General features: G+C 62.2%; 25 protein-coding genes. 1 reads left to right on the top strand and 24 read right to left on the bottom strand.

Features of this window, described 5'->3' with window-relative positions; genetic code table 11:
• Window positions 1-93: 93 nt before the first annotated feature.
• The 14 genes from B5F89_RS07200 to rpsP all read right to left on the bottom strand — a co-directional run bounded on the left by B5F89_RS07200 (window position 94) and on the right by rpsP (window position 12,446).
• Complete coding sequence (locus tag B5F89_RS07200) at window positions 94-1,038, bottom strand: tyrosine recombinase XerC (RefSeq protein ID WP_087431099.1); 945 nt, start codon at window positions 1,036-1,038, stop codon at window positions 94-96.
• On the bottom strand, window positions 1,028-2,362 hold the full coding sequence (gene trmFO / locus B5F89_RS07205; protein WP_087431100.1) for a methylenetetrahydrofolate--tRNA-(uracil(54)-C(5))-methyltransferase (FADH(2)-oxidizing) TrmFO: 1,335 nt from the start codon (window positions 2,360-2,362) through the stop codon (window positions 1,028-1,030). Before trmFO ends, B5F89_RS07200 begins: the two co-directional genes overlap by 11 nt.
• A 33-nt stretch (window positions 2,363-2,395) precedes the next feature.
• Complete coding sequence (locus tag B5F89_RS07210; protein ID WP_087431101.1) at window positions 2,396-3,325, bottom strand: DNA-protecting protein DprA; 930 nt, start codon at window positions 3,323-3,325, stop codon at window positions 2,396-2,398.
• A complete protein-coding gene (locus B5F89_RS07215; protein ID WP_087431102.1) occupies window positions 3,325-4,803 on the bottom strand; it encodes a YifB family Mg chelatase-like AAA ATPase in 1,479 nt (492 codons plus the stop codon). Before B5F89_RS07215 ends, B5F89_RS07210 begins: the two co-directional genes overlap by 1 nt.
• A complete protein-coding gene (locus tag B5F89_RS07220; RefSeq protein ID WP_158098442.1) occupies window positions 4,800-5,297 on the bottom strand; it encodes a YraN family protein in 498 nt (165 codons plus the stop codon). Before B5F89_RS07220 ends, B5F89_RS07215 begins: the two co-directional genes overlap by 4 nt.
• Window positions 5,298-5,459: 162 nt before the next feature.
• Window positions 5,460-6,248, bottom strand: a complete 789-nt coding sequence (locus B5F89_RS07225) for a ribonuclease HII (protein WP_087431104.1) — start codon at window positions 6,246-6,248, stop codon at window positions 5,460-5,462.
• A gap of 65 nt (window positions 6,249-6,313) precedes the next feature.
• Window positions 6,314-6,655 carry a 50S ribosomal protein L19 gene (gene rplS / locus B5F89_RS07230; protein ID WP_087203723.1) on the bottom strand — a complete coding sequence of 114 codons (342 nt, stop codon included), beginning with the start codon at window positions 6,653-6,655 and terminating at the stop codon, window positions 6,314-6,316.
• Between the two features lie 175 nt (window positions 6,656-6,830).
• Window positions 6,831-8,924, bottom strand: coding sequence for a glycine--tRNA ligase subunit beta (gene glyS, locus B5F89_RS07235; protein WP_087431105.1), 2,094 nt, complete (start codon window positions 8,922-8,924; stop codon window positions 6,831-6,833).
• A complete protein-coding gene (locus B5F89_RS07240; RefSeq protein WP_087431106.1) occupies window positions 8,925-9,836 on the bottom strand; it encodes a glycine--tRNA ligase subunit alpha in 912 nt (303 codons plus the stop codon).
• A gap of 102 nt (window positions 9,837-9,938) precedes the next feature.
• Window positions 9,939-10,499, bottom strand: a complete 561-nt coding sequence (gene lepB / locus B5F89_RS07245) for a signal peptidase I (RefSeq protein ID WP_087431107.1) — start codon at window positions 10,497-10,499, stop codon at window positions 9,939-9,941.
• Window positions 10,500-10,501: 2 nt separating this feature from the next.
• The gene (trmD, locus tag B5F89_RS07250; RefSeq protein ID WP_087431108.1) at window positions 10,502-11,275 is read right to left on the bottom strand and encodes a tRNA (guanosine(37)-N1)-methyltransferase TrmD; all 774 of its coding nucleotides are present in this window, start codon (window positions 11,273-11,275) and stop codon (window positions 10,502-10,504) included.
• Window positions 11,275-11,778 (bottom strand): 16S rRNA processing protein RimM, encoded by a 504-nt coding sequence (locus B5F89_RS07255; protein WP_255375174.1) that lies wholly within the window; start codon window positions 11,776-11,778, stop codon window positions 11,275-11,277. The genes trmD and B5F89_RS07255 overlap by 1 nt, the downstream gene beginning before the upstream one ends.
• A 35-nt stretch (window positions 11,779-11,813) precedes the next feature.
• The gene (locus tag B5F89_RS07260; protein ID WP_087431110.1) at window positions 11,814-12,098 is read right to left on the bottom strand and encodes a KH domain-containing protein; all 285 of its coding nucleotides are present in this window, start codon (window positions 12,096-12,098) and stop codon (window positions 11,814-11,816) included.
• Between the two features lie 3 nt (window positions 12,099-12,101).
• Window positions 12,102-12,446, bottom strand: coding sequence for a 30S ribosomal protein S16 (gene rpsP / locus B5F89_RS07265; protein WP_087431111.1), 345 nt, complete (start codon window positions 12,444-12,446; stop codon window positions 12,102-12,104).
• A 210-nt stretch (window positions 12,447-12,656) separates the two neighbouring features.
• Between rpsP and dinB the strand changes: the two genes are divergently transcribed.
• On the top strand, window positions 12,657-13,970 hold the full coding sequence (gene dinB, locus B5F89_RS07270; RefSeq protein ID WP_087431151.1) for a DNA polymerase IV: 1,314 nt from the start codon (window positions 12,657-12,659) through the stop codon (window positions 13,968-13,970).
• Window positions 13,971-14,021: 51 nt separating this feature from the next.
• Here the strand turns inward: dinB and rsfS are convergent, their stop codons facing one another.
• From rsfS to B5F89_RS07320, 10 genes are all read right to left on the bottom strand, one after another.
• Window positions 14,022-14,480, bottom strand: a complete 459-nt coding sequence (gene rsfS / locus B5F89_RS07275; protein ID WP_087431112.1) for a ribosome silencing factor — start codon at window positions 14,478-14,480, stop codon at window positions 14,022-14,024.
• Between the two features lie 2 nt (window positions 14,481-14,482).
• Window positions 14,483-15,115 (bottom strand): bis(5'-nucleosyl)-tetraphosphatase (symmetrical) YqeK, encoded by a 633-nt coding sequence (yqeK, locus tag B5F89_RS07280; RefSeq protein WP_239286707.1) that lies wholly within the window; start codon window positions 15,113-15,115, stop codon window positions 14,483-14,485.
• A 24-nt stretch (window positions 15,116-15,139) separates the two neighbouring features.
• Window positions 15,140-15,793: a nicotinate-nucleotide adenylyltransferase gene (gene nadD / locus B5F89_RS07285; protein ID WP_087431113.1), complete on the bottom strand. Its 654-nt coding sequence runs from the start codon at window positions 15,791-15,793 to the stop codon at window positions 15,140-15,142.
• 15 nt (window positions 15,794-15,808) lie between these two features.
• A complete protein-coding gene (gene obgE / locus B5F89_RS07290; protein WP_204230642.1) occupies window positions 15,809-17,194 on the bottom strand; it encodes a GTPase ObgE in 1,386 nt (461 codons plus the stop codon).
• Between the two features lie 83 nt (window positions 17,195-17,277).
• The gene (rpmA, locus tag B5F89_RS07295; RefSeq protein ID WP_087203712.1) at window positions 17,278-17,544 is read right to left on the bottom strand and encodes a 50S ribosomal protein L27; all 267 of its coding nucleotides are present in this window, start codon (window positions 17,542-17,544) and stop codon (window positions 17,278-17,280) included.
• 41 nt (window positions 17,545-17,585) lie between these two features.
• On the bottom strand, window positions 17,586-17,951 hold the full coding sequence (gene rplU / locus B5F89_RS07300; RefSeq protein WP_087431115.1) for a 50S ribosomal protein L21: 366 nt from the start codon (window positions 17,949-17,951) through the stop codon (window positions 17,586-17,588).
• A gap of 123 nt (window positions 17,952-18,074) precedes the next feature.
• The gene (locus B5F89_RS07305) at window positions 18,075-18,818 is read right to left on the bottom strand and encodes a TIGR03936 family radical SAM-associated protein (protein WP_087431116.1); all 744 of its coding nucleotides are present in this window, start codon (window positions 18,816-18,818) and stop codon (window positions 18,075-18,077) included.
• Window positions 18,815-20,692 carry a TIGR03960 family B12-binding radical SAM protein gene (locus tag B5F89_RS07310; RefSeq protein WP_087431117.1) on the bottom strand — a complete coding sequence of 626 codons (1,878 nt, stop codon included), beginning with the start codon at window positions 20,690-20,692 and terminating at the stop codon, window positions 18,815-18,817. The genes B5F89_RS07305 and B5F89_RS07310 overlap by 4 nt, the downstream gene beginning before the upstream one ends.
• A gap of 3 nt (window positions 20,693-20,695) precedes the next feature.
• On the bottom strand, window positions 20,696-21,649 hold the full coding sequence (locus tag B5F89_RS07315; RefSeq protein WP_087431118.1) for a hypothetical protein: 954 nt from the start codon (window positions 21,647-21,649) through the stop codon (window positions 20,696-20,698).
• Window positions 21,650-21,675: 26 nt separating this feature from the next.
• Window positions 21,676-22,881 (bottom strand): FtsW/RodA/SpoVE family cell cycle protein, encoded by a 1,206-nt coding sequence (locus tag B5F89_RS07320; protein ID WP_087431119.1) that lies wholly within the window; start codon window positions 22,879-22,881, stop codon window positions 21,676-21,678.
• Between the last annotated feature and the right edge of the window lie 8 nt (window positions 22,882-22,889).

Genomic DNA, 22,889 nt, shown 5'->3' on the forward strand with positions numbered 1-22,889 from the left:
CGTCGCCAGAACGGCAACGGTCGAAATCATAGCAGGATGCGCTCTGGTTTCCAAGTAAATTCCGCACAAAGTGAGGCTCTCTATAGAACCGCCTCAAGCCTCACCCCGTGGATGGGCCTGAACGACCGCGCCCAGAAGCCTCTCCGGCGTGAGGTGCGTGTAGAGCTGCGTGGTTGAGAGACTCGCATGGCCAAGGAGCTCTTGTACGCTCCTCAGGTCGGCGCCGCCTGCGAGAAGGTCGGTTGCAAAGGTGTGCCGCATGGCATGGGGCGTGATATCAGCAGGAAGCCCCGCCATGGTTGCGAGCTTGCGGAACCGGTATCTGAGCGCCGCGGCGTCCATGCGATTTCCGCGTGCAGATAGGAAAAGAGGCCTCTTTGTACCTCGCTGCTCAACGCGACCGGAGGCGGCGAGCAGTGCCGGTCTCCCCTCCTCCAGGTAGCGGTTTACCGCATCGAGGGCGCGCCGATAGATGGGAACGATTCTCTCGCGCGAGCCCTTGCCGAAAAGCCGAACAGTCCTCGTTGCGAAGTCGATGCTCTCGATATCGAGTCGAGAAAGCTCCGAGATGCGCGCGCCCGTTGCGTAGAAGAGCTCGAGCATGCAGGAATCGCGAAGCCCTTCAGGAGTTGTCAGATTGGGAGCAGAGAGCAGGTCCTCCATAGCGCTCGCGCCTACGGTTTTGGGGAGCGACTTGGGAATCTTAGGAGACTGAAGTGTGAGCGCAGCCGCACCCGTGACGATCCCCTCAAGCTCGCACCAGCGGAAAAACGAGCGGAGCGCCGAGAGATGTGCGGAGACGGTTCTTGGCGCGTAGCGAGCTGCGTGCAGCTCCGCGAGGTAGCGCCTGAGGTCCCGGACAGAGGGCCTCAGGGCGTCTACAGAGGCGCGCACCGTCCAGGAGCCGTATGCGTCCAGGTGTCCCTCGTAGGCGCGCACGGTCTCGGGGGAAAGTCCTTCGACACGTGAGATGTAGGCGATGAATCCGTCGAGGGCCTCTAGGAAGTCCTCGGCGGGAAGGCTAGTTTCACTCGCCATCGTTAAATAGGTCGCCTCTACTTGAGAGGTAGGCGTCGAGGTCGGCGAGGGCGCGCTCGGCGTAGGCAGCGTAGCGGTCTCGCTTAGAGCGGCGACGACCGTCGTCAAGAGGCGGCACGAGGCCGAAGTTGACGTGCATGGGCTGGTAGTTCTCGGTTGCAGGGTCGGTCGCGTAGGCAACGAGCGATCCGAGCGCTCCGGTTACGGGCAGCGAAACCGGATCTGCGCCGATGAGGTCCGCATAGGTGTTTGCCGCAGCGAGAAGTCCCGACGCCATGGCCTCGACGTACCCTTCCGTGCCGCAGATCTGGCCGGCGAGGCGCACCGTAGTGCCAGGAATCGCGAAGGTCTTGTCGAGCACGTGCGGTGCATCAACGAAGGTATTGCGATGCATGACGCCGTAGCGGAAGAACTCGGCGTTCTCGAGTCCGGGAATCATGCGGAACACCCGCTTCTGCTCGGGCCAGGTGAGGTTTGTTTGGAAACCCACGAGGTTATAGGCCGTGCCCTCGGCGTTCTCGGCGCGGAGCTGAACAGCAGCCCAGGGACGATGACCGGTTCTGGGATCCGTGAGGCCGACGGGCTTGAGCGCGCCGAAGCGAAGGGCATCGCGCCCGGTGCGCGCGATCTCCTCCACGGGTTGGCACGCCTGAAAGAGGTCACGGGCCTCGAACTCCTTCTGCACCACGCGATCGGCTGCAAGGAGCTCGTCTATGAAGCGCTCGTACTCCTCGCGGTTGAAGGGGGCATTGAGGTAGTCGCCGGTGCCCTGGTCGTCGTAGCGCGACTGGGTGAAGAGAACGGAGCGGTCGAGCGATGCGGCGTCAACGATGGGCGCAGCGGCATCGAAAAACGCTAGCGACTCGGTACCGAGCTTCTCGCGGATGCGCTCAGCGAGGGCGTCGGAGCAAAGCGGGCCGGCAGCTATGACGACGTGACCGTCGGGTATGTCGCGCACCTCAGAGCGAACCACCTCGATGAGAGGTTCGTCATCTATGCACTTCTCTACCGCTGCGGAAAACGCGTCTCGGTCGACCGCGAGGGCTCCTCCCGCCGGCACAGCGGTCTTTTCCGCGCACGCCAGCAGCGTGCATCCCATTCGCCGAAGCTCCTCTTTGAGAAGGCCTGCGGCAGAGTCTCGTCTGGTGGCCTTAAGCGAGTTCGAGCAGACGAGCTCGGCAAGATGTGCCGTGTGATGCGCCGCGGAGGTCGTCTCGGGGCGCATCTCGATAAGGCGGACGGGTACGCCGCGGCGCGCGAGGTCGAGGGCGCATTCTGATCCGGCAAGACCGCCGCCGACGACGGTAACCGTGGGAAGGGTCATATAGAAACCTTTCTTGAGTGTTCGGTACGCAACCTATTGTGCCCCAAACGAGGTTCTGTTGACGAGGGCTGCTGCGGTCGCTGCGTAACGACCATCAACCATGCGCTCCACAAGACCCGCCAAGGTCAGCTCGGAGAGGCGCTCAAGGCAGGTGCGCGTGTCGATGTGCGCAGCACGCGCGATGGCATCCACGCGCAGCGGCGTGGCAACAAGCGCCTCGAGTATCAAGCTTCCGCACGGGCCCAAGACGGGCGTGCGCGCCCTCCCTGCCGCCTCGGATCGAAGGCGACAGAAGATGCGCGATAATGCGCAGGAGAGCGCCTCCTCATCGGCGATGATGCAGGCGCCCGATTCAATAAGGTAATTGGAGCCGCGGGATGCGGGCGAGAAGATGGAGCCGGGCACGGCGAGCACCTCGCGACCGATCTCGGTTGCCGCCTCTGCCGTAGAGAATGTTCCCGAGGGCATACCTGCCTCCGCGACAAACACGGCACGGCTAAGCGCAGCTATGATGCGATTACGCTTGGGAAAGGCGTAGCGCCTTGGCTGGGTGCCCCAGCGCTCTATTGAGATAACCGCGCCCCCTTGGGAGATCGTCTGCTGTATAAGGGGATCGCTGCGCAGCGGGTAGGTGACGTCGGCGCCTGTTCCGAGCACAACGATGTTCGTTCCGCGCTCAGCGAGGGCGGATTGTGCCGCCGCCGAGTCGCACCCTATGGCGCCTCCGCTCACGACAGCTAGGCCAAAGGACACCGCCATGCGCGCCGCTAACGTACAGACGCCTTCTCCGTAAGGGGTCATCTGACGTGTACCGATGATGGCGAGTGCCTCTTCAGCCAACGCCGACGGGTCTCCCCGCCCATAAATGGTCTCGGGAGGCGATGCAAGATCTTCCAATCGCCCGGGATAGGCGTACTCCCCTCGTTTAATCTCCCAACCGTCGCTAAAGGCGCCGTATCCCATCAAAGCCTCCTATCTCCGCGGTACATCGAAGCCTCTTTCACATGTGACTCCCCCACGAGCGCAGACTCGTCCATGTCAGCAAGGGTCCGCGCTACGCGACAGAGCCTATCCAGGCCGCGCGCACTCAGGTGCGCCCTCTGCGCAAGGGCGATGGCGGTCGATTCCGCCTCAGCCGATAACGCGAGGCTTTCTCCCCCATCTCCCTGCCGTTTTTGCAGACGCCAGGCGCGAAAGGCTCGACCGCGAATGACGCTCTGGGAGATCTCATCGCTCGAGAGGCCCTCGCTTCCCCGTAGCACCTCTTCTGGATCAGGCCGCGATACGTCAATCACAAGATCGATGCGGTCCATAAAGGGGCCCGAGAGCCGTGAACGGTAGCGCTCTATAGCAGAGATGCTGCACTTGCAGCCAATCTCTGGATCCCCGAGATATCCGCATGGACAGGGGTTGCTTGCGGCGACAAGCTGGAAGCGGCAGGCGAAGGTGTATACCCCGTCGACGCGGACGATTCGCACCACGCCCTCCTCAGTGGGTTGCCGGAGCATGTCGAGGATGTTTGGGGGAAACTCCGCGAGCTCGTCCAAGAAGAGCACGCCACCGTGCGCGAGACTGATCTCACCCGGTCGAACGGGGCGGCCGCCTCCTAAGAGTCCCGCCGAGGAAGCGCTGTGATGCGGGCTTCTGAACGGTCTTCTTCCCGCAAGGATGCCCTCAATCGGCTCCCCTACGACCGAATGGATGCGAAGCGCTTCCTGCTTGGTCCTATCGTCGATGGGCGGAAGTATCGTGGGGAGTCTCTGGGCGAGCATGGTCTTGCCCGCACCTGGTGGGCCCACCATGAGAAGCCCAAGCTCCCCCGCCGCAGCGATGGCGCATGCTCTCTTGGCAAACTCCTGTCCCACGACGTCGGCATAATCAAGTAGCGGAGCCAGGCCATGAGTGGGCACCGGAGCATCATCGTAGGTATACATGCCGTGCGCAATGCCGTGGTTTAAATTTGCTAGGTTTACGATTCTCGCGGAGCGGATGCCCTCCAGCGGGACATGGCCTTCACACCACGCACCGACAATGACAACGTTGAGCTCACGCGCGAGAAGCTGATAGGCTACCTCGCCTTTAACCGGGCTGACATCTCCGTCTAAGGTGAGCTCGCCTACAAGCAGCACATCTTCGAGCCCATTTAGGGGAATCTGTCCCGACGCCGCGAGTATGCCCACCGCGATGGGAAGATCGAGTCCGGTGCCGGTCTTTCGGACATCACCCGGGGCGAGGTTCACGGTGACGCTTTGCCTCGGTAGCTTGTAGCCTGAGGCGCGCAGCGCGTTTCTGATGCGCTGGCGTGCCTCGAGCACGGAGGAGTCGGGCATGCCTATGAGGTGGATGCCGGGAATTCCTCCCGATAAGGCGACCTCAACCGTGACGGGAAATGCCTCGACTCCCCTTAAGCAGGCGCCGCGTACAGAGACGACGCCGCTCACATCTCACACTCCCAATCGAACGCACCGCACGCTTGAACGATACCCACCTGGTCATCACCGTCTACAACGACCCCGATTGTATCGAAGCGAAGCGACGGCACCGGGAAGTTATCCATGAGGTAGGACGCGGCGATTCTGCGGTAGCGCTTACGCTTGCGGGCATCTACCGCCTCCTCGGGGTAGGTCCCTTGTGAAAGGCTGCGCTTGCGTCGCGTCTTGACCTCGACGAGCACGATACATTCGTCCGCCGGATCATAGGCAACATAATCAGCTTCGCCCTCACGGCAGAGGTACCCGTGCTCTAAGATCTCGTAGCCGTTGCTGATGAGAAACGCCCCAGCGAGCGCCTCCCCGAGGATTCCGAGCTCGTGCGGCGTGAGGTTCTCCACGGCGACGTCTGCGGGAAACCCGATGTCTTCGACAAGCGCGTCGGTAAGTTCGGGGCTTATGTCGCCAAGGTCCCATTTCTCGGATACGGTTCTCTGTCCTAACATGTCCTCTCCTCTCTTTGAAGGTGAGGACATGCTCCACGGTGCTTCTTACAGATTTCACGCTGACTCTTGCACGCATCTCACAGGACGCTGATGCGGCTTTGAATAGTTTCCAACCTCGCAGGTAGCGTAGTGGAAAACTTGATCAGAAGAAGGTATTGTCCGTTAGAACAGCGATTCTGTCTCCAGAAAGTTTCCACAGAAGCTCACGCGGTGAACCTCAGAGAGCCCCATCGCCTTGATAGCTGCGATATGCTCCGGTGAGGCATAGCCTTTGGACTCAGCGAAGTGGTAGCCGGGATACTCTGCGTCGAGCTCGACCATAAGCTCGTCACGCGTGACTTTGGCAACGATGGAGGCAGCAGCGATGCAGGCGATGGTTGCGTCGCCGTGCACGATGTCGCGCTCGTTCTCGACGGCGTGCAGCGGGTTGCCGTCCATAAGCACGCAGTCCGGCGTGACGCCGGTGTCTGCAACGGCGCGGCACACAGCCTCCCTGAGGGCGGCGGCCATGCCCATGCGGTCGATATCGGCTGCGGGTATCTGACCAAAGCCGATTGCGATGGCGTGTTCGGCTATTCTTTCGGCAAGCACCTCACGACGTGCGGCAGAAAGCTTCTTGGAGTCGTTGATACCCCAGATAATCGGTTCATCGGGAAGCGCCACGGCAGCGACCATCAGTGGGCCTGCGACAGAGCCTCGGCCAACCTCGTCCACGCCCACGATCACACCTTCGCCACCGACTTCGCGCATGCGGGCATACATCGACAGAACGCGCTCGCGCTCGGCGCGCTCCTTATCGTATCTGCGCCGAGCGCGCTCGCATGCCTTGATAACCTGCGCGCGCGGGTCCTCGGCGTAGCGCTCGATAAGGGCGGGAATATCCTCAAAAGCGGCGCTTGCAAGTTCGCCTGCGATCTGGGAAGCGGATTGAGAGAGGTGTTGGTTAGCCATAGCTTGCCTGTCCCTTTACGAAAAGGGCCGCCCTGAGGCGGCCCTTTGGTGCATATGAAATGCTCTTAGCGCTTCTCGGGGATGCGAGCGGCCTTGCCGACGCGATCACGGAGATAGTAGAGCTTGGCGCGACGCACGCGGCCGTGACGAACGACCTCGAGCTTGCCGATCTTGGGGCTGTGAAGCGGGAAGGTACGCTCGACGCCCACACCGAAGGAAATCTTACGAACGGTGAAGGTCTCACGAGCACCGGCACCGCTCATGCGGATGACGTCGCCCTGGAAGACCTGGATACGCTCGCGGTCGCCTTCCTTGATGCGGTAGTGCACCTTGACGTTGTCGCCGACGCGGACCTGCGGGATGTCCTCGCGGATCTGCTGACGCTCAATAGCGCGGATGTAGTCCATTTCTGATCCTTACTCTTGTCCAGAGGTGCCGCACCCGTAAGCCGGCACATGGGTTTGACAAACGAAATAAGTATACGCAAAGCGCCCGGTTAAGCAAGTGGAGATTTGGGGAAGGCGCGTATCGGGGTCGCAGCGTGGACTGCACGAAACGACCCCGTCCCCAAACGAGCCTGCCTTACTTCTTCTTAGCAAGCGCTCCCATGTCGGCCACGTCGGCAAAGACAGCCTCGAAGCGGTTGAGCAGGCGCAAGCGGTTCTCGCGCAGGCGAAGATCCTCGTCCATGACCATGACATCTTCGAAGAAGCGGTCGATCGGGGCGCGGAGGCCGGCAAGAGCGGAGATGACCGAGGTGAAGTTACGCGCGGCAAGCGCCTGGGATACGGCATCAGCGGCAGCATCGGAGGCCTCTGCTAGCTCACGCTCGGCGTCCCCAAGAAGGGACTCGTCCACATCGCAGCCAAGCTTGCCGTCGGCAAGATGGCTCGCGCGCGCATAGGCGGTGGCGAGGTTCTCGAACGTCTCCGGGTCGCTCTCGCGCGCGTCGCGCAGAGCCTGAGCGAGCGCGAAGAAGTCTGCGGGCGCGGAAACGGATCCGGCGGAGACCGCGGCGACAACGTCCACAGGGATCTTGGCGTCGCGTGCCATCTGCTCCATGCGACCCTTTAGGAAGGTGCATACCGCATCAGACGTTACGTCGAGGTTGAACTCGATCCCCTGCTCGGCGAAGAGCTCCAGCGCGGCTTTGACCAGGGGCTCATAAGCGCACCCGAGGCGCTCGCGAAGGATGTTGATGACGCCGATGGCGGAGCGGCGAAGCGCATAGGGGTCCTTGGAGCCGGTCGGCGGCTCGCCGATGGCGAACATGCCCGCGATGGTGTCGAGCTTGTCCGCAACCGCGACGATGCAGCCCGCCGTGTTCTCGGGCAGCTCATCGCCGGCGAAACGCGGACGATAATGGTCGCGGATGGCCGAGGCAACCTCGGGGGTCTCCCCTGCCGCCAGCGCGTAGTAACCGCCCATAACGCCCTGCTGGCTCGTGAACTCGATGACGGCGGAGCTCACGAGGTCGGCCTTGGCGAAGTGGGCAGCGCGCTGCGCGTCGGAAGCGGCATGTGCGCCCACGCGAGCCTCGTGCGCGATGGCAAGGGCGAGGTCCTCGATGCGCTCGGACTTCTGCAGCACCGTACCGAGCTTCTCCTGGAAGGCAACATCGGCGAGTCGGGAGCGGAACTCCTCGAGCGGGATCTTGAGGTCCTCGTCGTAGAAGAATTTGGCATCGTAAAGACGGGCGCGGACCACGCGCTCGTTGCCGTCGATGATGGTGTCGGCGCACTCAGGACGACCGTTCGCCACGACCACGAACTCGCGCATGAGCTTGCCGTCCGCATCGTAGATGGGGAAATAGCGCTGGTTGGAGAGCATGGACTCGCAGATGATCTCGTGCGGGACCTTGAGGAACTCCTCATCGAAACGGCCCACAAGAACGCTCGGCCACTCGCAGAGGTTGACGACCTCGTCGAGAACCTTTTTGGGCGTGTCGACGTGAGCGCCCTTAAGCTCGCGCTCAATCTTGGCAATGCCCTCGGCAATCACCTGGCGACGGCGCTCGTCGCTAAGGACGCCCGCCTGCTCGAGCACGGCCTCGTACTGCGCCGGCTCCGCAACGACGTGCTCGCCCGGGCCGAGAACGCGGTGGCCACGCGTGGTGTTGCCGGATACGACGTCGGCATAGCGAACAGGAACGACCTCGTCGCCCAGAAGCGCGCAGATCCAGCGAATGGGGCGTACAAAGGTCTCGTGAGTCGTGCCCCAGCGCTGACTGCGGTAGTTGGGCCACTCAAGATTAGCGATAGTCTTCTCGCAGAGGTCGGAGAGGATCGGAATGGCGGGCGCTGCAGGCACGCTGCGCTCGGCAAAGACGTACTCGCGGCCGTCGGTGTCCTCACGACGTACGAGCTCGGAGGCACCGATACCGCACTTACGGGCAAAGCCCTCGGCGGCTTTGGTGGGATTCCCCTCGGCATCGAAGGCGATGTTGGCGGCAGGGCCGCGCTTAACCTCATGCACAGCCTCGGTCTCGGTTGCCACCGTCGAGAGAACGGCCAGGCGACGCGGGGTGGAGAGCACACGGATGTCGCCGTGGGCAAGACCGGCGGCGTCAAGGCCGTCAGCGACGAGTTTGGGCAGCTGCTTCACGGCATTCATAAGCGGCGCGGAGGGCATCTCCTCGCAGCCGATCTCGAACAGGAAATCGCGGGTTTCGCTCATTTAGGCCACCTCCCCTTCGGATACGTTGTCGTCGGTTTTGGACGCCACCTCGGCAAGGTAGGCCTCGCAGCACGCCTTGGCAACCGTACGGACGCGCAGGATGTAGTTGGCGCGCTCGACCGCCGAGAGGGCGCCGCGTGCGTCGAGGATGTTGAATGCGTGGCTGCACTTCATGACGCAGTCGTAGGCGGGAAGCGGGAGCTTTGCTTCCAGGCAGGAGTGGCACTCGCGCTCGTAGTCGTCGAACTTCTGGCGCATCATGGGCACGTCGGCGACCTCGAAGTTGTACGCAGAGAACTCACGCTCGTTCTCGAGGAAGACATCGCCGTAGGTGATCGCGGTGCCATCCGGCAAATAGCTCCAAATGAGGTCGTAGACCGAGTCAACCCCCTGCACATACATGGCGAGACGCTCGAGACCGTAGGTGATCTCGACCGGGACGGGGTCAACCTCGATACCGCCCACCTGCTGGAAGTAGGTGAACTGGGTGACCTCCATGCCATTCAGCCAGACCTCCCAGCCAAGTCCCCAGGCGCCGAGCGTCGGGCTCTCCCAGTCGTCCTCGACGAAGCGGACGTCGTGATCTGCCGGGTCGATTCCAATAGCCTTAAGAGAGTCAAGGTAGAGCTCCTGGGAGTTCACCGGAGAGGGCTTGATGAGCACTTGGAACTGATAGTAGTGCTGCAGGCGGTTGGGGTTCTCACCGTAGCGGCCGTCAGCGGGACGGCGGCACGGCTGCGCATAGCAGGTGCGCCAAGCGCCGGGGCCGAGCGAGCGGAGCGTCGTGGCGGTATGGAAGGTGCCGGCGCCGACCTCCGAGTCATAAGGCTGCATAATGACGCAACCCTGGGAGCCCCAGTACTGCTGGAGCTTCAAAATGATGTCCTGGAAGGTGAGTGCAGATGCGTTCATACGCCCCTATCTTCCCTTCTTCGTCGCGTGCAAAACATAGGATATGGTAGCCGAAGGCCGCCGTTGAGGGGGCCAGACGAGGCCAATAGTTAAAAACCCGCTTTATTCGATGGCGCCGATGCGGTCGAGCGGCCAATAGCGCACGAAGGCTACGGCGACGAGGTTCTCGGTCGGCACCGCGCCAAAATAGCGTGAGTCGGCGGAGTTCTCGCGGTTGTCTCCCATAACCCAGACCGAACCTTCGGGAACGGTGTAGGGAAAACTCACCGAGATGCCCGGAGCCTGTTGGGCAAGCTCATAGGTGAGACCCGCTGCGTAGGGCTCGTCGAGCTCCTGTCCGTCGACGTAGACCTTACCCGAGCGAAGGTCCACGGTCTGACCACCGGTTGCGATGACGCGCTTGACAAGAACATCGTGGTCCCCGGCGCTCGTAGGGTTGCGGAAGACAACAATGTCGCCTGCCGAAACGTCCTGCCCCAGCTCGAGCGTCGCCTTTTGGCCAAGTAACTGGTCGCCGACCATGATCGTGGGCTCCATGGAAGCCGTTGGGACGTAGTAGGGCTCAACTACGAAGGTGCGTACGATGATCATGAAGAGGCAGGCGACGGCAAAAACCGCAACCCATTCGAGAACGCTGTAGAGGAAGGACCGGGCTCGCTCCATGCTCACTCCCCCTTTACCGAGCTGTCGACAGATCCGTTGGCCGAGGCAAGTAGGTCGCAGGCGAACGCTCGCTCCTCATCGGTGAGGTCCGCGCTCTCGATCAGGTCCGGTCGCCAGCGAACCGTGCGCTCGATGGCATTGGTGCGACGCCATGCGGCAACCTTTGCATGGTCCCCAGAGAGAAGGACCTCCGGAACTCCGCTCCCGCGAAACTCTGCCGGGCGGGTGTACTGGGCATATTCGAGAAGGCCGCCACCGGCACCGGTTGCGAAGGATTCGTCGACGTTGCTCATATCGTCACCGAGGGCCCCGGGAATGAGGCGAACCACGGCGTCGGTCACCACCATAGCGGCAAGCTCACCGCCTGTGAGCACATAGTCACCGATGGAGATGCGCTCGTCGGCATAAGCATAGGCGCGCTCGTCGATACCCTCGTAGCGCCCGCAAACGAAAAGGACGCGCTCTTTGGTGGAAAGCCGCTCAGCGGTCGCCTGCGTGAACGGGTCCCCGCACGGCGTGAAGAAGACGATATGGGGACGAGGGCTTTGGGCGATGAGATCATCGAGGGCCTCTGCAATGGGCTCGACCTTCATGAGCATACCCTGACCGCCCCCAAAAGGAGCGTCATCGACCGTGCGGTGGCGGTCGTGGGTCCAATCCCGTAGGTCGTGGGCACGAAACTCAAAGAGGCCGGCTCGCTGGGCGCGGCCCAAGATCGAGGTCGACATGACGGTATCGAACATCTCGGGAAAGACGGAGAGCGCTTCGATACGCATCAGGACACCTCGCTATCGTTCATCTCGATGAGGCCGTCCATGATGCGGACGGCAATGTCTCCAGACTCAGGAATGGTAGGGATAACGTCCTCCACCACGGGAATGAGCACCTCGCCATAGGCGCCGCCGTCGACCACCCAGACATCGTTAGCGGGAAGCTCGAGAATGTCGCGCACGACGCCGAGCACGCCGTAGCGCTCGTCCACGACCGCGCGACCCGAGAGCTCCTCTACGGAAGCCTCGAGGGGGCCGAGTTCGATGTCGTCCTCGCGTGCGAGGACATAGCAACCCGAGATTGCCTCAGCATCGCTCATGGAGTCTATGCCGGAGAAGGAAACAAGTGCCCCGTCTCCGCTTGTCGAGAGGTGCTCGACCAAGCACCAACGGTCTCGCTTAAGGGCAGGGGGCGTCAAGGCCACGGAGAGCCCCTCGCTCAAAACGAGAGGGAGGCCGCGCACCGGTTGCACGACGACCTCCCCTGCTTTGCCGTGCGGTTTAACCACACGGGCGATATTTCGATACCGTACGGGCAAGATGCCTAGCCCAGGACCTCGACCTCGACAGCCGTTCCAAGACGGGCTGCGAGTGCACGAGCGAGCGTGCGAATCGCCTTGATCGTGCGGCCGTGGCGACCGATGACCTTGGCAACGTCGGAATCCGCGACGGAAACCTCGATAGTGGAGGCATCCTCGCGGTCGATGACCTCGAGACTCACGGCATCCGGCTCGTCGACAATGCTCACGACGAGGTACTCCACCAGATCGGCGATGCGATCCGAGAGGAGCTCCTCACCTTCGAGCGCGCCGCTAAGCTCCTCAGACACCGCTTACTCCTCGGCGCCCTCGGCAGCCTCGGCCTCAGCCGCCTTAGCGGCCTCCGCCTCCTTGGCAAGCTGCTTCTTGGACTTCTTGACAGCGGTCTCGGCCTTGGGGCCCTCCTCGGCGGCCTTGACGAGCGCCTTGACGGCGTCGGTCAGCTGGGCGCCCTTGGACTGCCAGTCGTTGATCTTCTCGATGTCGAGATCGATGGTCTTGGGGTTGGTGAGCGGGTTGTAGCGGCCCACCTCCTCGATCAGACGACCATCGCGGGGCGAACGGGAATCGGCGACCACGACACGGTAGTACGGACGCTTCTTAGAGCCGTGACGGGCGAGACGAATCTTGACTGCCAATGAAAACTCCTCCAACCAGGCAGCCGGTATGGCTGCGACGACAGACAAACAAATGGTTATGATACGCCAACGGAGGGGCGTGCGTCCTGCCAACGCGCAGGAACTTCGGTATTTCCGCAGGCGGTTCCATATAATACGCACTTCTTACAATATTGCAAGGCCCCTTTGCGACGAATGCGCACGCAACGCACAAGATGCTATACTGCGCATATGTACGATAGCGAACATACATACGCCCAAGGGAACGATCTCACCGACGTCACCGCCGGCCTGTTCGGCGGGTGGAGGGGTCCGGCCATCGGCCTTATGGACCTCGACGCGTTCTTTGCGAGCGTAGAGCAGCTCGACCATCCCGAATGGCGCGGTAAGCCCGTTATCGTCGGTGGCAGCCCCGAGGAGCGCGGTGTCGTATCCACGGCGTCCTATGAGGCGAGGCCCTATGGTGTGCACTCGGCTATGCCCTCCGCGCAGGCCAAGCGGCTCTGTCCAGATGCCATCTGGACGCACGGTCATTTTGATCGGTACCGCGAAATGAGCGCGAAGGTTATGGCCATCATCGCGGATGAGACACCGTATATCGACCAGGTTTCCATCGACGAGGCGTTTTTCGATATCACTCCGGGCCGCTTCTCGCGCGAGAGCCCTGTTGAGATTGCGCAGCGCATCTCCCGGCGCGTATCGGAGCTCGGCATCACCTGCTCCATCGGTCTCGGACCCAACAAGACGGTCGCCAAGATCGCGAGCGAGCGCGACAAGCCCCGGGGCCTCACGGTGGTGCTCCCCGGTACCGAGGCGGCGTTTTTGGCGCCCTTACCGGTGCGCGCCATGAGCGGTATCGGTAAAGCCGCCGATGCCGCACTGGCGAAAGCGGGTATTCGCACGCTCGGCGCGCTTGCGGAGGCACCGGTGGCAAAGCTCGCCCCCATCTTTGGGTCAGCTGCCGAGATGATGAAACTGCGCGCCCAGGGGCGCGAGCAGAGCTCGGTTAAGCCCCAAGATGCTCCTGACGAAGTTAAGTCGGTCAGCAACGAGCGCACCTTCGCTCACGACCTCACGGCTCGTGAAGACGTCTACGCTGCGCTCGCCCTATTGGGTGAGTCGGTTGGCCGCCGGTTGAGAAGAAAAGGGCTCGTCGGAAGGACCGTTACGGTTAAGGTCCGCTACACCTTCGGCAGTGGTCACACGGCGCAGCGCAAACTCCCCCACCCGACCGATGACGAGAACCTGTTTGTCTCAGTGGCGCGCGAGCTCGTCGACTCGCTATGGCAACCCGGTATGCCCGTGCGCCTTCTGGGGATAGGCATCAGCGATTTCGACGCCGACGAGGGCGTGCAGACCGACCTGTTCTGCGATGTGGATGAACGCGGTGCCGTTTCGAGCGACCGAAGAGGACTCTCCGTTGCCGTCGACCATGTGAGAGAGCGCTTTGGCGCAGGCGCGGTAAGCTTTGGGCGCGCCGCTCGTTTTGAACGCGATCTTGTGCGGGAAGACAAGTTCCTCACGCAGAATAAGCCTACAGAATAGGCCCTGCCGCCGAAGACGACAGGGCCTATGGTGAGTCGATATTGCGAAGGACTACGCGATCTCGATACGCGGTGCGTCGCCCCAGAGCTTCTCGAGGCGGTAGTAATCGCGCGTCTCAGGGGTGAAGACGTGAACGATGACGGTACCGTAGTCCATAAGGATCCAGTTGCGCTGGTCACGACCCTCGATGGAAAACGGGTGCTCGTTGCAGGTCTTTGCAATCCGCTCCTCGATCTCATCGACGACGGCATCGACGAGGCGCGAGTTGGAGGCGGACATGATCACGAAGTAGTCGCATACGTCCGAGAGCGCGGTAAGGTCGAGGACCGTCACGTCGTCGGCCTTCTTGTCGTCACCGGCGCGAGCGGCCGTGAGGGCGACCTCGCGCGCGTCTACGCCGGAGGAAGAAAGAGAGGCAGCCGTGCGCTCAAAGCTATGTGCGTAGCCGAGTTCGATATCCTCTTCGTTCTGCATGTCCTCAATCGTGTTCTCGTTGGTGGTCTCGGTCATGTTCAGCCCTTCTTGGTCATATAGTCGTTATAGATGGATACGGTGCCGGGATAAAGGTAGCGCCTCGTATCGAGTACGTAGGAGATGCCGCCGATGAAGCTCGTTAAGAAGAGCTCCTCAAGCGTCACGTCGCCCACAAGGTCCCTCTGGTGCTCGGCGTAAGCACCGTGGCGGTTGGGCTCGATGCCGTCTGCGACGAACACGACCATGTCAAGCGGCGTCATATCCGGCGCAGCAAGGGTGTGGCGCGCAACTGCCTGGAACACCTCAGAAGGAAGCTCTCCAAAGAGCTCGACGAGCTCGCGTGCGGCAACCGGTCCGTGCAGAAGCGGGGACGCCTGCGCGGGATCTCCCTCGATGGGGATATGGTAGCGAAGCGCACGGGCGAGCATCTCGTCATCGGGAATCACTTTATCCCAATCGTGGATAAGGCCGGCGGCGTACGCCGAAAACACATCGACGTCGTACACCAAAGCAAGCGAGGCCGCGGTCCTGGCAACGCCGAGCGAATGGCGATGGCGCTTTGCCGCATCCTTCATGCGAACCGCGAGCAGATCGCGCATACGACGAATGGTCGCATCCTTCTCCTCATCAAAGGATATGGCGTCGTCTTCTAGCATCCAGTTGCGGCCCAAAGAGCTCGCCTCCTTACAACGTCCCTACATCCGGTAGAGACGGTTCTTGTTGATATAGCCCATGACCGACTCGCTCGTGAGGTAACGCACGCTCTTACCGAGCCGAACGCGGTCACGGATGTTGGTGGAGCTAATGGCGAGCGCGGGAATCTGGATATAACGGACGTCGAAGTCGATTCCCGACGCGGCGATGCGCGCCTGAGCCTGACGGATGTCGTAGCCCGGACGCGTCGCCGCGATGAGCGTGGCGAGGCTCGCTATCTCTGCGGCGTCGTGCCAGGTGACGATATCGATGATTGCGTCGGCCCCGGTGATGAAGTAGAGGTGTACGTTTGCAGGATAGGCGCTCCTGAGCGCCTTGAGCGTGTCCACCGTGTACGTCACGCCGGGTCGGTCGATCTCAAAGCGGCTTGCATAAAAGGACGGATTGGCGGCGGTTGCGAGCACCGTCATCGCATAGCGATCCTCCGGACTCGTGACCTCTCGGTCCTGCTTGAAAGCAGGGCTTCCCGCCGGCATGAACAGGACAAGGTCGAGCGCGAGCGCCTCGCGCGCCTGCTCAGCGGTAACGAGGTGCCCGTAGTGGATGGGGTCGAAGGTGCCGCCCATGATGCCGAGGCGGTATTCACGGCCCGGATCCTGCCCGAGCTCGGGAAGTTGAGAGGCACTGCGGTCCACGCGCTCCCCTTTCGGCTAATCGACAGATTCCTCTGTCAAGACGTCCTCCTCTAGGATACCATCGTCGCCGTCCTCGTCCATCTCCTCGGCACCCTCGAAAATAAAGGCACGGCCTACGATGCGGACCTCGTCGCCGGGGCGGCACCCCGCCTTCTCGAGCGCGTCGTCCACGCCCATGCGCGCAAAGCGGTGCTGGAGGTAGATGAGCGCCTCCTCGTTCTCCCAGTCGGTCTGGACCACGAGGCGCTCCACCTGCGTGCCGATGACGCGGAAGGCGCCGGGTTCCTCGCACACGACTTGGAAGCGCTTCTCGCGTGCACGACGGCGCTGCTCCCAGTGCTCGTCGAGAGCCTCTGCGGGCGCCTCGGCAGCAAGCGCGCGCCTAAGCTCCGCAACCTGCTCACCGCATGCGAGCATAAGCGTGTTGAGACCGGCACCCGTCACCGCAGAAACGGCGAAGAAGCGATGACCGTCCTCGATCGCAGCGCGCTTGAGCGCAGCCACGCGGTCCTCCATGCCAGAGACATCGCACTTGTTGGCGACGACGATTTGCGGGCGGTCGGCAAGCTCGGAGGCGTAGCGCCTCAGCTCCTCGTTGATAATGCGGTAGTCCTCCACCGGATCGCGTCCCTCAAAGCCACCGGTGATATCGACGACGTGCATGATAAGGGCGGTTCGCTCGATATGGCGCAGGAACTGGTGCCCCAGGCCCTTACCCTCGCTTGCCCCCTCGATAAGACCGGGCACATCGGCGACTACATAGGAGTACTCGCCGGCGCGAACCACACCGAGGTTAGGGATGAGGGTGGTGAAGGGATAGTCTGCGATCTTGGGGCGTGCGGCGCTCATGCGGGCGATTAGCGAGCTCTTACCAACGCTTGGGAATCCAACGAGGGCCGCGTCGGCCATGAGCTTCATCTCAAGCTCGATCCAATGCTCCTGAGCGGGCTCGCCGAGCTGGGCGAAGGCGGGCGCACGGCGCACCGAGGTCACAAAATGGGTGTTTCCCAGACCACCGGCGCCGCCCGGTGCGACGATGACCCGTTCCTTGTCGCGTGTGAGGTCCGCGATCTCAAAAAGCGGCTCCTGCGTATCGGGGTCAAGTTCGCGTACTACGGTGCCAACGGGAACCTTGAGGATAAGGTTCTCGCCGTCGCGGCCGTCCTTGCGCGCTCCCCTACCGTGGGTCCCGCGCTCGGCACGGAAATGGTGCTTGTAGCGGTAATCGATAAGTGACGAGAGCTGAGCGGATGCCTCGATGATGACATCGCCGCCACGACCGCCGTCGCCACCGTCAGGGCCGCCCTTGGGGACGTGCGCCTCACGACGGAAGGACATGCAGCCTGCGCCGCCATCTCCACCTTTTACATTGATGCGGGACAGATCGGTAAACTGAGACACGAGTGACTCGCTTTCATACGACAGGAGACCCCCGACATGCGCGAGGGTCTCCCGACAATCATGCTTCTATGAAGGGTGAGCTGCTACGCCTCGACAGCCTCGGCAGCGGGGATGACGCTCACGCGGTGCTTGACACCCTTGTGGTACTGAACGGTACCGTCAACGAGGGCGAACAGCGTGTCGTCCTTACCACGACCGACGTTGGCGCCGGGGTGGATGTGCGTGCCGCGCTGGCGAACGAGGATGTTGCCCGCCTTCACAACCTGACCGCCGAAACGCTTGCAACCAAGTCGCTGGGCGTGGGAGTCACGGCCGTTGCGGGAGGAACCGAGTCCTTTTTTGTGTGCCATGTCTTTACCTGCTCTTTCAAACTACGTGCGGAGTGCCTGTGCTACTCGGCAGCCGGAGCCTCAGCCTCAGCGGTGGCCGTCTTCTTGGTGGCGCGCGAGGTGGCCTGGACCTTGGTGACCTTCAGCTTAGTGAGCTGCTGACGGTGACCCTTGAGGCGACGATAGCGCTTGCGCTTCTTGAACTTGAAGACGATCTGCTTCTCGCCCTTGAACTGATCGACGATCTCAGCCGTGACCTTGGCCTTAGCGAGCTTGGCGGCGTCGGTGACGATCTTCTTGCCGTCATTCAGGAAGATGACGGGGAGCTCGACCTTATCGCCGACGTTGCCCTCGAGCTTCTCGACGGTGATGACGTCGTCGGTGGCGACTTTGTACTGCTTGCCGCCGGTGGAAACGATTGCGTACATTCTCTAGACCCTTCATGCATCTGTTAGTGCAACAGCCGAGAACTATAGCAGCCTCTGAGGTGCACGTCAATGAAAATTCCCAGCTCGTACACAAGTTTTTGACACCTTATCGGTGCGGGACGCTTACAGGGGGTCGATGCGACCGCCCTGCTCGTCCTCTCCGTACTGATCTGCACGCTCGACCTCGATACGCGTAAAGCAGGCGAGCTCAGGTGTTCCGGTTGAGGTGATGGGCTCGGTCTCCAGCGTGCCGGTGAGAACGCGGTCGATTGCCGTGAGGAGGATCTCCGGGCGAAGGGAGCCCTCGTTGCTGGAGCGGGTTTTGAGCGTGATGTTCACGCCCCCGTCAGCTTGCTCCACAAACCACGCTGCGAGCGTGGCGGAAAGATCGAGCACCTTCTCCTTCTTACCGCGCAGGTAGTTCACCTTGCCCAGCGACGCGACGGTACCGAGTGCACGATCGATATCTTCTGCCGTATACGACGTAGCAAGGTGGATGTGGTAATCCTGACGCGTGATCAGAAGGCCGAGAGTAGTCGCGCGCATATCGATGTAGCCGGCCTGCGTAGGAGCAAGGTCCTTTGGAGTTGCGGCGGTAAGCCTCTCAAGCGCCTCTGGGGCAGGGACGTAGCTTTTAAGGACGAGGTCGTACCATTCGCAGACTGACGACGTCGCTACCGGCAGGGCCGAAGAGAACGCGATGCGCATATGCGGCGAGAAGCCCTGCGTGACGGCATAAGGAAGCCCTGCACGACGCACGGATCGCTCGACGGTGCGAGCGACTTCCAAATGTCCGAGATGCTTGAGCCTCCCCTGCTTGACATAGCGGACGCGCAGACAGAAAAGCGTGGGTTCCGCTACGGTCATGATCTCTCCCCTATCAGAACGTTTTCTGCGCCGAGCGTCGGGCACACGCCGCAGCCGGTGCAGCTCTCCCTTGTGCAATCGGCCGTGGTCTTTCCCGCGAGGGCGCGCCGCCATTCCCGCTCAAGAAACCCGCGCGAGACGCCGGGACTCGTATGCTCCCAGGGAAGGCGCGCATCAAGGGGGAACTCCTCATGCGCCACCTCGCGCAGGTCTATACCGCATGCGGCAGCTGCGTCAAGCCAGCGGTCGAGCTCGAAATGCTCGGACCATGCGTCGAAGCGCTGCCCGCGCTCCCATGCGCCAAGAATGACCGGGGCGAGGGCGCGCCCGCCGCGCGACAGGACGGCCTCGATAAGGGACGTCTCGGCGTCATGGTAGTGCACACGCACAGCCTTGTTGCGCACGCTTTTGAGCAGGAGCTGCTGGCGCCGCTTGACCTCGTCGTCATCGAGCTGGGCGCACCACTGGAAGGGCGTCCATGCCTTAGGGATGAATACGGCGACCGAGACGGAGACGGAGAGGCCTCCGCGCTGGCCTTTGGGGACGACCTCACGAGCAATGTCGAGGACGTGGTCGGCAAGCTCGGCAATGGCGACAATGTCCTCGTCGGTCTCACCGGGAAGTCCCATCATGAAGTAGAGCTTGCAGCGGCGCCATCCGGCCTCAAAAGCCGCGTGGACGGCGCGCTCAAGATCCTCTTCCGTCACGTTCTTGTTGATGATGTCGCGCAGGCGCTGGCTTCCCGCCTCCGGTGCAAAGGTGAGGCCGCCCTTCTTCTCGCCCGCAACGGCAAGAGCCATCTCAACGCCAAAGGAGTCCAGGCGCTGCGAAGGAACCGATACAGAGACCCCGGTCCCTTCCAGTCGGTGGTTCAGCCTCGTGAGGATCTCTTTCACGCAGGAATGGTCCGTGGTAGAGAGCGAGGTGAGCGAGACCTCGTCGTAGCCTGTCTTCTCGAGGCCGCGCATAACGGAAGAGACAATCTGGTCGGCGGTACGCTCGCGCACCGGGCGGTAGGTGATGCCGGCCTGGCAGAAACGGCATCCACGGGCGCAGCCGCGCAGCACCTCGACCGACAGGCGGTCGTGAACGAGCTCGGTATAGGGGACGATGGACTGCGCCAAGGGGTCGGTCGCGCCAAAGTCACGCACCACGCGCTTGTAGACGACAGGAGGTACCTCTGCGCCATCTACGGGAACGGTATAGCCCCAGCGCGTGCACAGTTCGTCATGGCGGACCTCGTAGAGCGGGGGAACGTAGACGCCGCCTACCTTGGCAAGTTCGAGCAAGATCTCGGCCCGCGAGCGCCCTTCATCCCGCAGGCGTCGATGGATCTCGCAGAACTCGACAATCTGCTCCTCACCCTCGCCGATGAGGATGGCGTCGAAGAAGTCGCAGTAGGGCTCGGGGTTGTAGATGGAGGGTCCGCCCGCGATGACGAGCGGGTCATCCTCCCCGCGATCGGCAGCGAACTTGGGGATGCCGGCGAGGTCGAGGCCCTCGAGCACATTGGTGACCGCCATCTCGTGCGGGATGTGGAACCCTACAACGTCAAAGGACGCAGCCGGGGCCGCCCCCTCGAGTGAAAGAAGCGGGATGCCGGCAGTACGCATCGCATCTGCCATATCGACCCAGGGAATGTACCCACGCTCACATGAGATGCCGGGCGCACGGTTGAGCGCCGCGTAGAGGATGGCTATGCCCTGGTTGGGTAGACCGACATCATACACATCCGGGTAAATGAGGCAGGCGCGGTATGAGGCATCCTGCTCGGAGAGCGTACCCCACTCGTGGTTGATATAGCGGCTCGGTTTCTCTACATGGGCGAGAAGCGGTTCAATGTCCGCGAATCGGTTCTGGTACGGTGTGCGCACGCCCTAGATCACCTCCGCAGAGCCCTGTGCCTGAGAGACGCCGGCCCTAACCTGATTCACGAGGTCGTTACCGCGTGATACGGCGTCGCGCGCGACGCCGGCGGCCGTCCGCACGCGCTCGTTCAGCCGGTCGTACTCAAGGCCGTGCGCATAGAGGGCGGCAAGCGCCATACCCATTCCGTAGGTACCGAATCCGCCGATGAGGCCTTTGACCGCAAAGGACAGGCGCGGCACCTGTGCGCAGGCCGCGCGCGACAGCGTGCGGAGCACAAGGCCCGAAAGCACCACGCCGGCAATCTCATAACCGCGTTCGGGACGCAGGCGGTAGCCGTAGGTGGAGGCCAGCTTGAGTGCCATACCCACCTCGGCGAAGGTCATGACGGGGAAATTGGAACCGGGCATGAACACGAGGACGCCTGTGGCGAGGTTTGCGAGCGCGGTGGTGGTGACGATGCGGTTCGCCGCCGCCTCGCGCATGAACGGGAAGTTGGCCGCAAAAGCAGCGTCCTTCTCAGTGCGGTCGAGGATCCAGCGAGAAAGCGCATCTTTAAGGTGGGCAGGATCAGAAGCGGCGATGAGGCCAAGGAGCGGCGTGTCAGCTTCGATGAAGGGCACCTCGACGCTTGAGTCGGCGATAACGCAGACGGGAGCGCCGCCGATCACGAGCTTCTGCACCGCATCTTCGAGGTAGGGAGAGCCCGAGGTGAGGACGAGCACCACATCCGTGTCCGCCTTGGGCACGACGGGCTCGGCCACAAGGCGCTCCACGCGCACGAGCGCTGAGGTGGTCTGTGGTACGAAGGCGTCGCGAACCGCCTCGACGGTTGCGCGCGGAGCGGTGGCGTCAACGTAGACGGCTACGCGAACCGGCGTATCCGATTCGAGCGTTGCGTCCATGCCGAGCTTGAAGGCGTTCATGACGCCGCTTAGGGGAAGCTGCTCCCAGGGGATCTTCATGATGAGCCCTTCGTCAAAGGTTGTTGTCACGCTGCTTTAGCGCGACATCTCCAGATAGATTGTACGATGCCCACGGCCGTGCACTGCGCGATCATGGAAGATGAACCAAAGCTTATGAAAGGCAGCGGGATGCCCGTGATGGGCATGAGGCCGATGCACATGCCGATATTCTCGAAGATCTGGAACATCCACATGCCCACGATGCCCACGCATACAAGGCGCAAAAACAGGTTGTCGCTCTTCACGGCTACGTGGATAGTCGAGAGCATAAGGGTGGCAAAGAGGATGAGGACGAGCATGGCGCCGGCGAAGCCGAACGTCTCGGATAGAAGCGCGAACACAAAGTCGGTATGCGCCTCGGGCAAGAAGCCAGACCCGGACTGGGTGGCGTTGCCGATCCCCTTTCCAAAGAATCCGCCGGAGCCCACGGCGATCAGCGACTGCAGAAGGTTGTAGCCGTCGCTCGACGTATCGGCGGAGGGGTCGATGAAGACGAGCAGGCGGTTCATCTGATACTGCTTGATAAGCGAGGCGCTGTCTCCAAAGAGGCCGTCAATGACCGAGTCCGTTGCCAAGATGAGGGACACAAGACCGATGATGAGGGCGATGGTTGAAAGCACCCACTCCTTGCGCGCGCCGCTCATCATGATGATCACTGCTCCGGCGAAAAACACCACGAGCGAGCTGCCCAGGTCACCTTGGATGATGATGCATACGAACGGGATGGCGAGCATGCCGCAGAGCTTCATGTAGTCGCGCACGGTATCGATGCGTCCGTTGTACTGCGCACCGAGCGAAGCCATGAAAAAGACCGTGAGGAGCTTTGCGATCTCTACCGGCTGGAAGGTGAGTCCGATGAGCGGAAGGCGAATCCATCCCGTCATGCCCTGCGCGTTATGGGAAAGGCCGGGTACGAACGGCAGGAAGATGCAGACGATGTCGGCCACAAGAAGTGCGGTCGAGATATTGGCGAGGTTGCGGAGGTCCGAGCGCCAAACGGCCGTAGCGCAGATGATGCCGAGCGCGATGCCGAGCAAGTGGCGCGAGAAGGAGGCGTCGGCGATGGTGAGCGATGCGGACCAGATCACCAGGGAGCCAAACGCCATAAGACCGACCCATGCGGCCAGCACGCCAACCTGCAACGTGGAGCGCCAGCTACCCTTAGCTTGCGAACGAGAGCGGTTTACGCGTCGGAGGCTGCTCTGAGAGCGCGACTGTGCTTGAAGCGGCATATGGTCAA

It is taken from the genome of Collinsella sp. An307 (genome assembly GCF_002161805.1).
Lineage (GTDB): Bacteria > Actinomycetota > Coriobacteriia > Coriobacteriales > Coriobacteriaceae > Coprousia.

What these genes read in the sequence shown, in the direction of transcription:
- B5F89_RS07200 (WP_087431099.1), bottom strand. Translation starts at nt 1,038, where the DNA reads ATGGCGAGTGAAACTAGCCTTCCCGCCGAGGACTTCCTAGAGGCCCTC.
- B5F89_RS07225 (WP_087431104.1), bottom strand. Translation starts at nt 6,248, where the DNA reads ATGGCTAACCAACACCTCTCTCAATCCGCTTCCCAGATCGCAGGCGAA.
- B5F89_RS07210 (WP_087431101.1), bottom strand. Translation starts at nt 3,325, where the DNA reads ATGGGATACGGCGCCTTTAGCGACGGTTGGGAGATTAAACGAGGGGAG.
- B5F89_RS07320 (WP_087431119.1), bottom strand. Translation starts at nt 22,881, where the DNA reads ATGCCGCTTCAAGCACAGTCGCGCTCTCAGAGCAGCCTCCGACGCGTA.
- B5F89_RS07240 (WP_087431106.1), bottom strand. Translation starts at nt 9,836, where the DNA reads ATGAACGCATCTGCACTCACCTTCCAGGACATCATTTTGAAGCTCCAG.
- rpmA (WP_087203712.1), bottom strand. Translation starts at nt 17,544, where the DNA reads ATGGCACACAAAAAAGGACTCGGTTCCTCCCGCAACGGCCGTGACTCC.
- trmD (WP_087431108.1), bottom strand. Translation starts at nt 11,275, where the DNA reads ATGCGTATCGAAGCGCTCTCCGTCTTTCCCGAGATGTTCGATACCGTC.
- lepB (WP_087431107.1), bottom strand. Translation starts at nt 10,499, where the DNA reads ATGGAGCGAGCCCGGTCCTTCCTCTACAGCGTTCTCGAATGGGTTGCG.
- rplU (WP_087431115.1), bottom strand. Translation starts at nt 17,951, where the DNA reads ATGTACGCAATCGTTTCCACCGGCGGCAAGCAGTACAAAGTCGCCACC.
- B5F89_RS07315 (WP_087431118.1), bottom strand. Translation starts at nt 21,649, where the DNA reads ATGAAGATCCCCTGGGAGCAGCTTCCCCTAAGCGGCGTCATGAACGCC.
- rplS (WP_087203723.1), bottom strand. Translation starts at nt 6,655, where the DNA reads ATGGACTACATCCGCGCTATTGAGCGTCAGCAGATCCGCGAGGACATC.
- trmFO (WP_087431100.1), bottom strand. Translation starts at nt 2,362, where the DNA reads ATGACCCTTCCCACGGTTACCGTCGTCGGCGGCGGTCTTGCCGGATCA.
- B5F89_RS07305 (WP_087431116.1), bottom strand. Translation starts at nt 18,818, where the DNA reads ATGACCGTAGCGGAACCCACGCTTTTCTGTCTGCGCGTCCGCTATGTC.
- B5F89_RS07220 (WP_158098442.1), bottom strand. Translation starts at nt 5,297, where the DNA reads ATGTTAGGACAGAGAACCGTATCCGAGAAATGGGACCTTGGCGACATA.
- dinB (WP_087431151.1), top strand. Translation starts at nt 12,657, where the DNA reads ATGTACGATAGCGAACATACATACGCCCAAGGGAACGATCTCACCGAC.
- rsfS (WP_087431112.1), bottom strand. Translation starts at nt 14,480, where the DNA reads ATGACCGAGACCACCAACGAGAACACGATTGAGGACATGCAGAACGAA.
- glyS (WP_087431105.1), bottom strand. Translation starts at nt 8,924, where the DNA reads ATGAGCGAAACCCGCGATTTCCTGTTCGAGATCGGCTGCGAGGAGATG.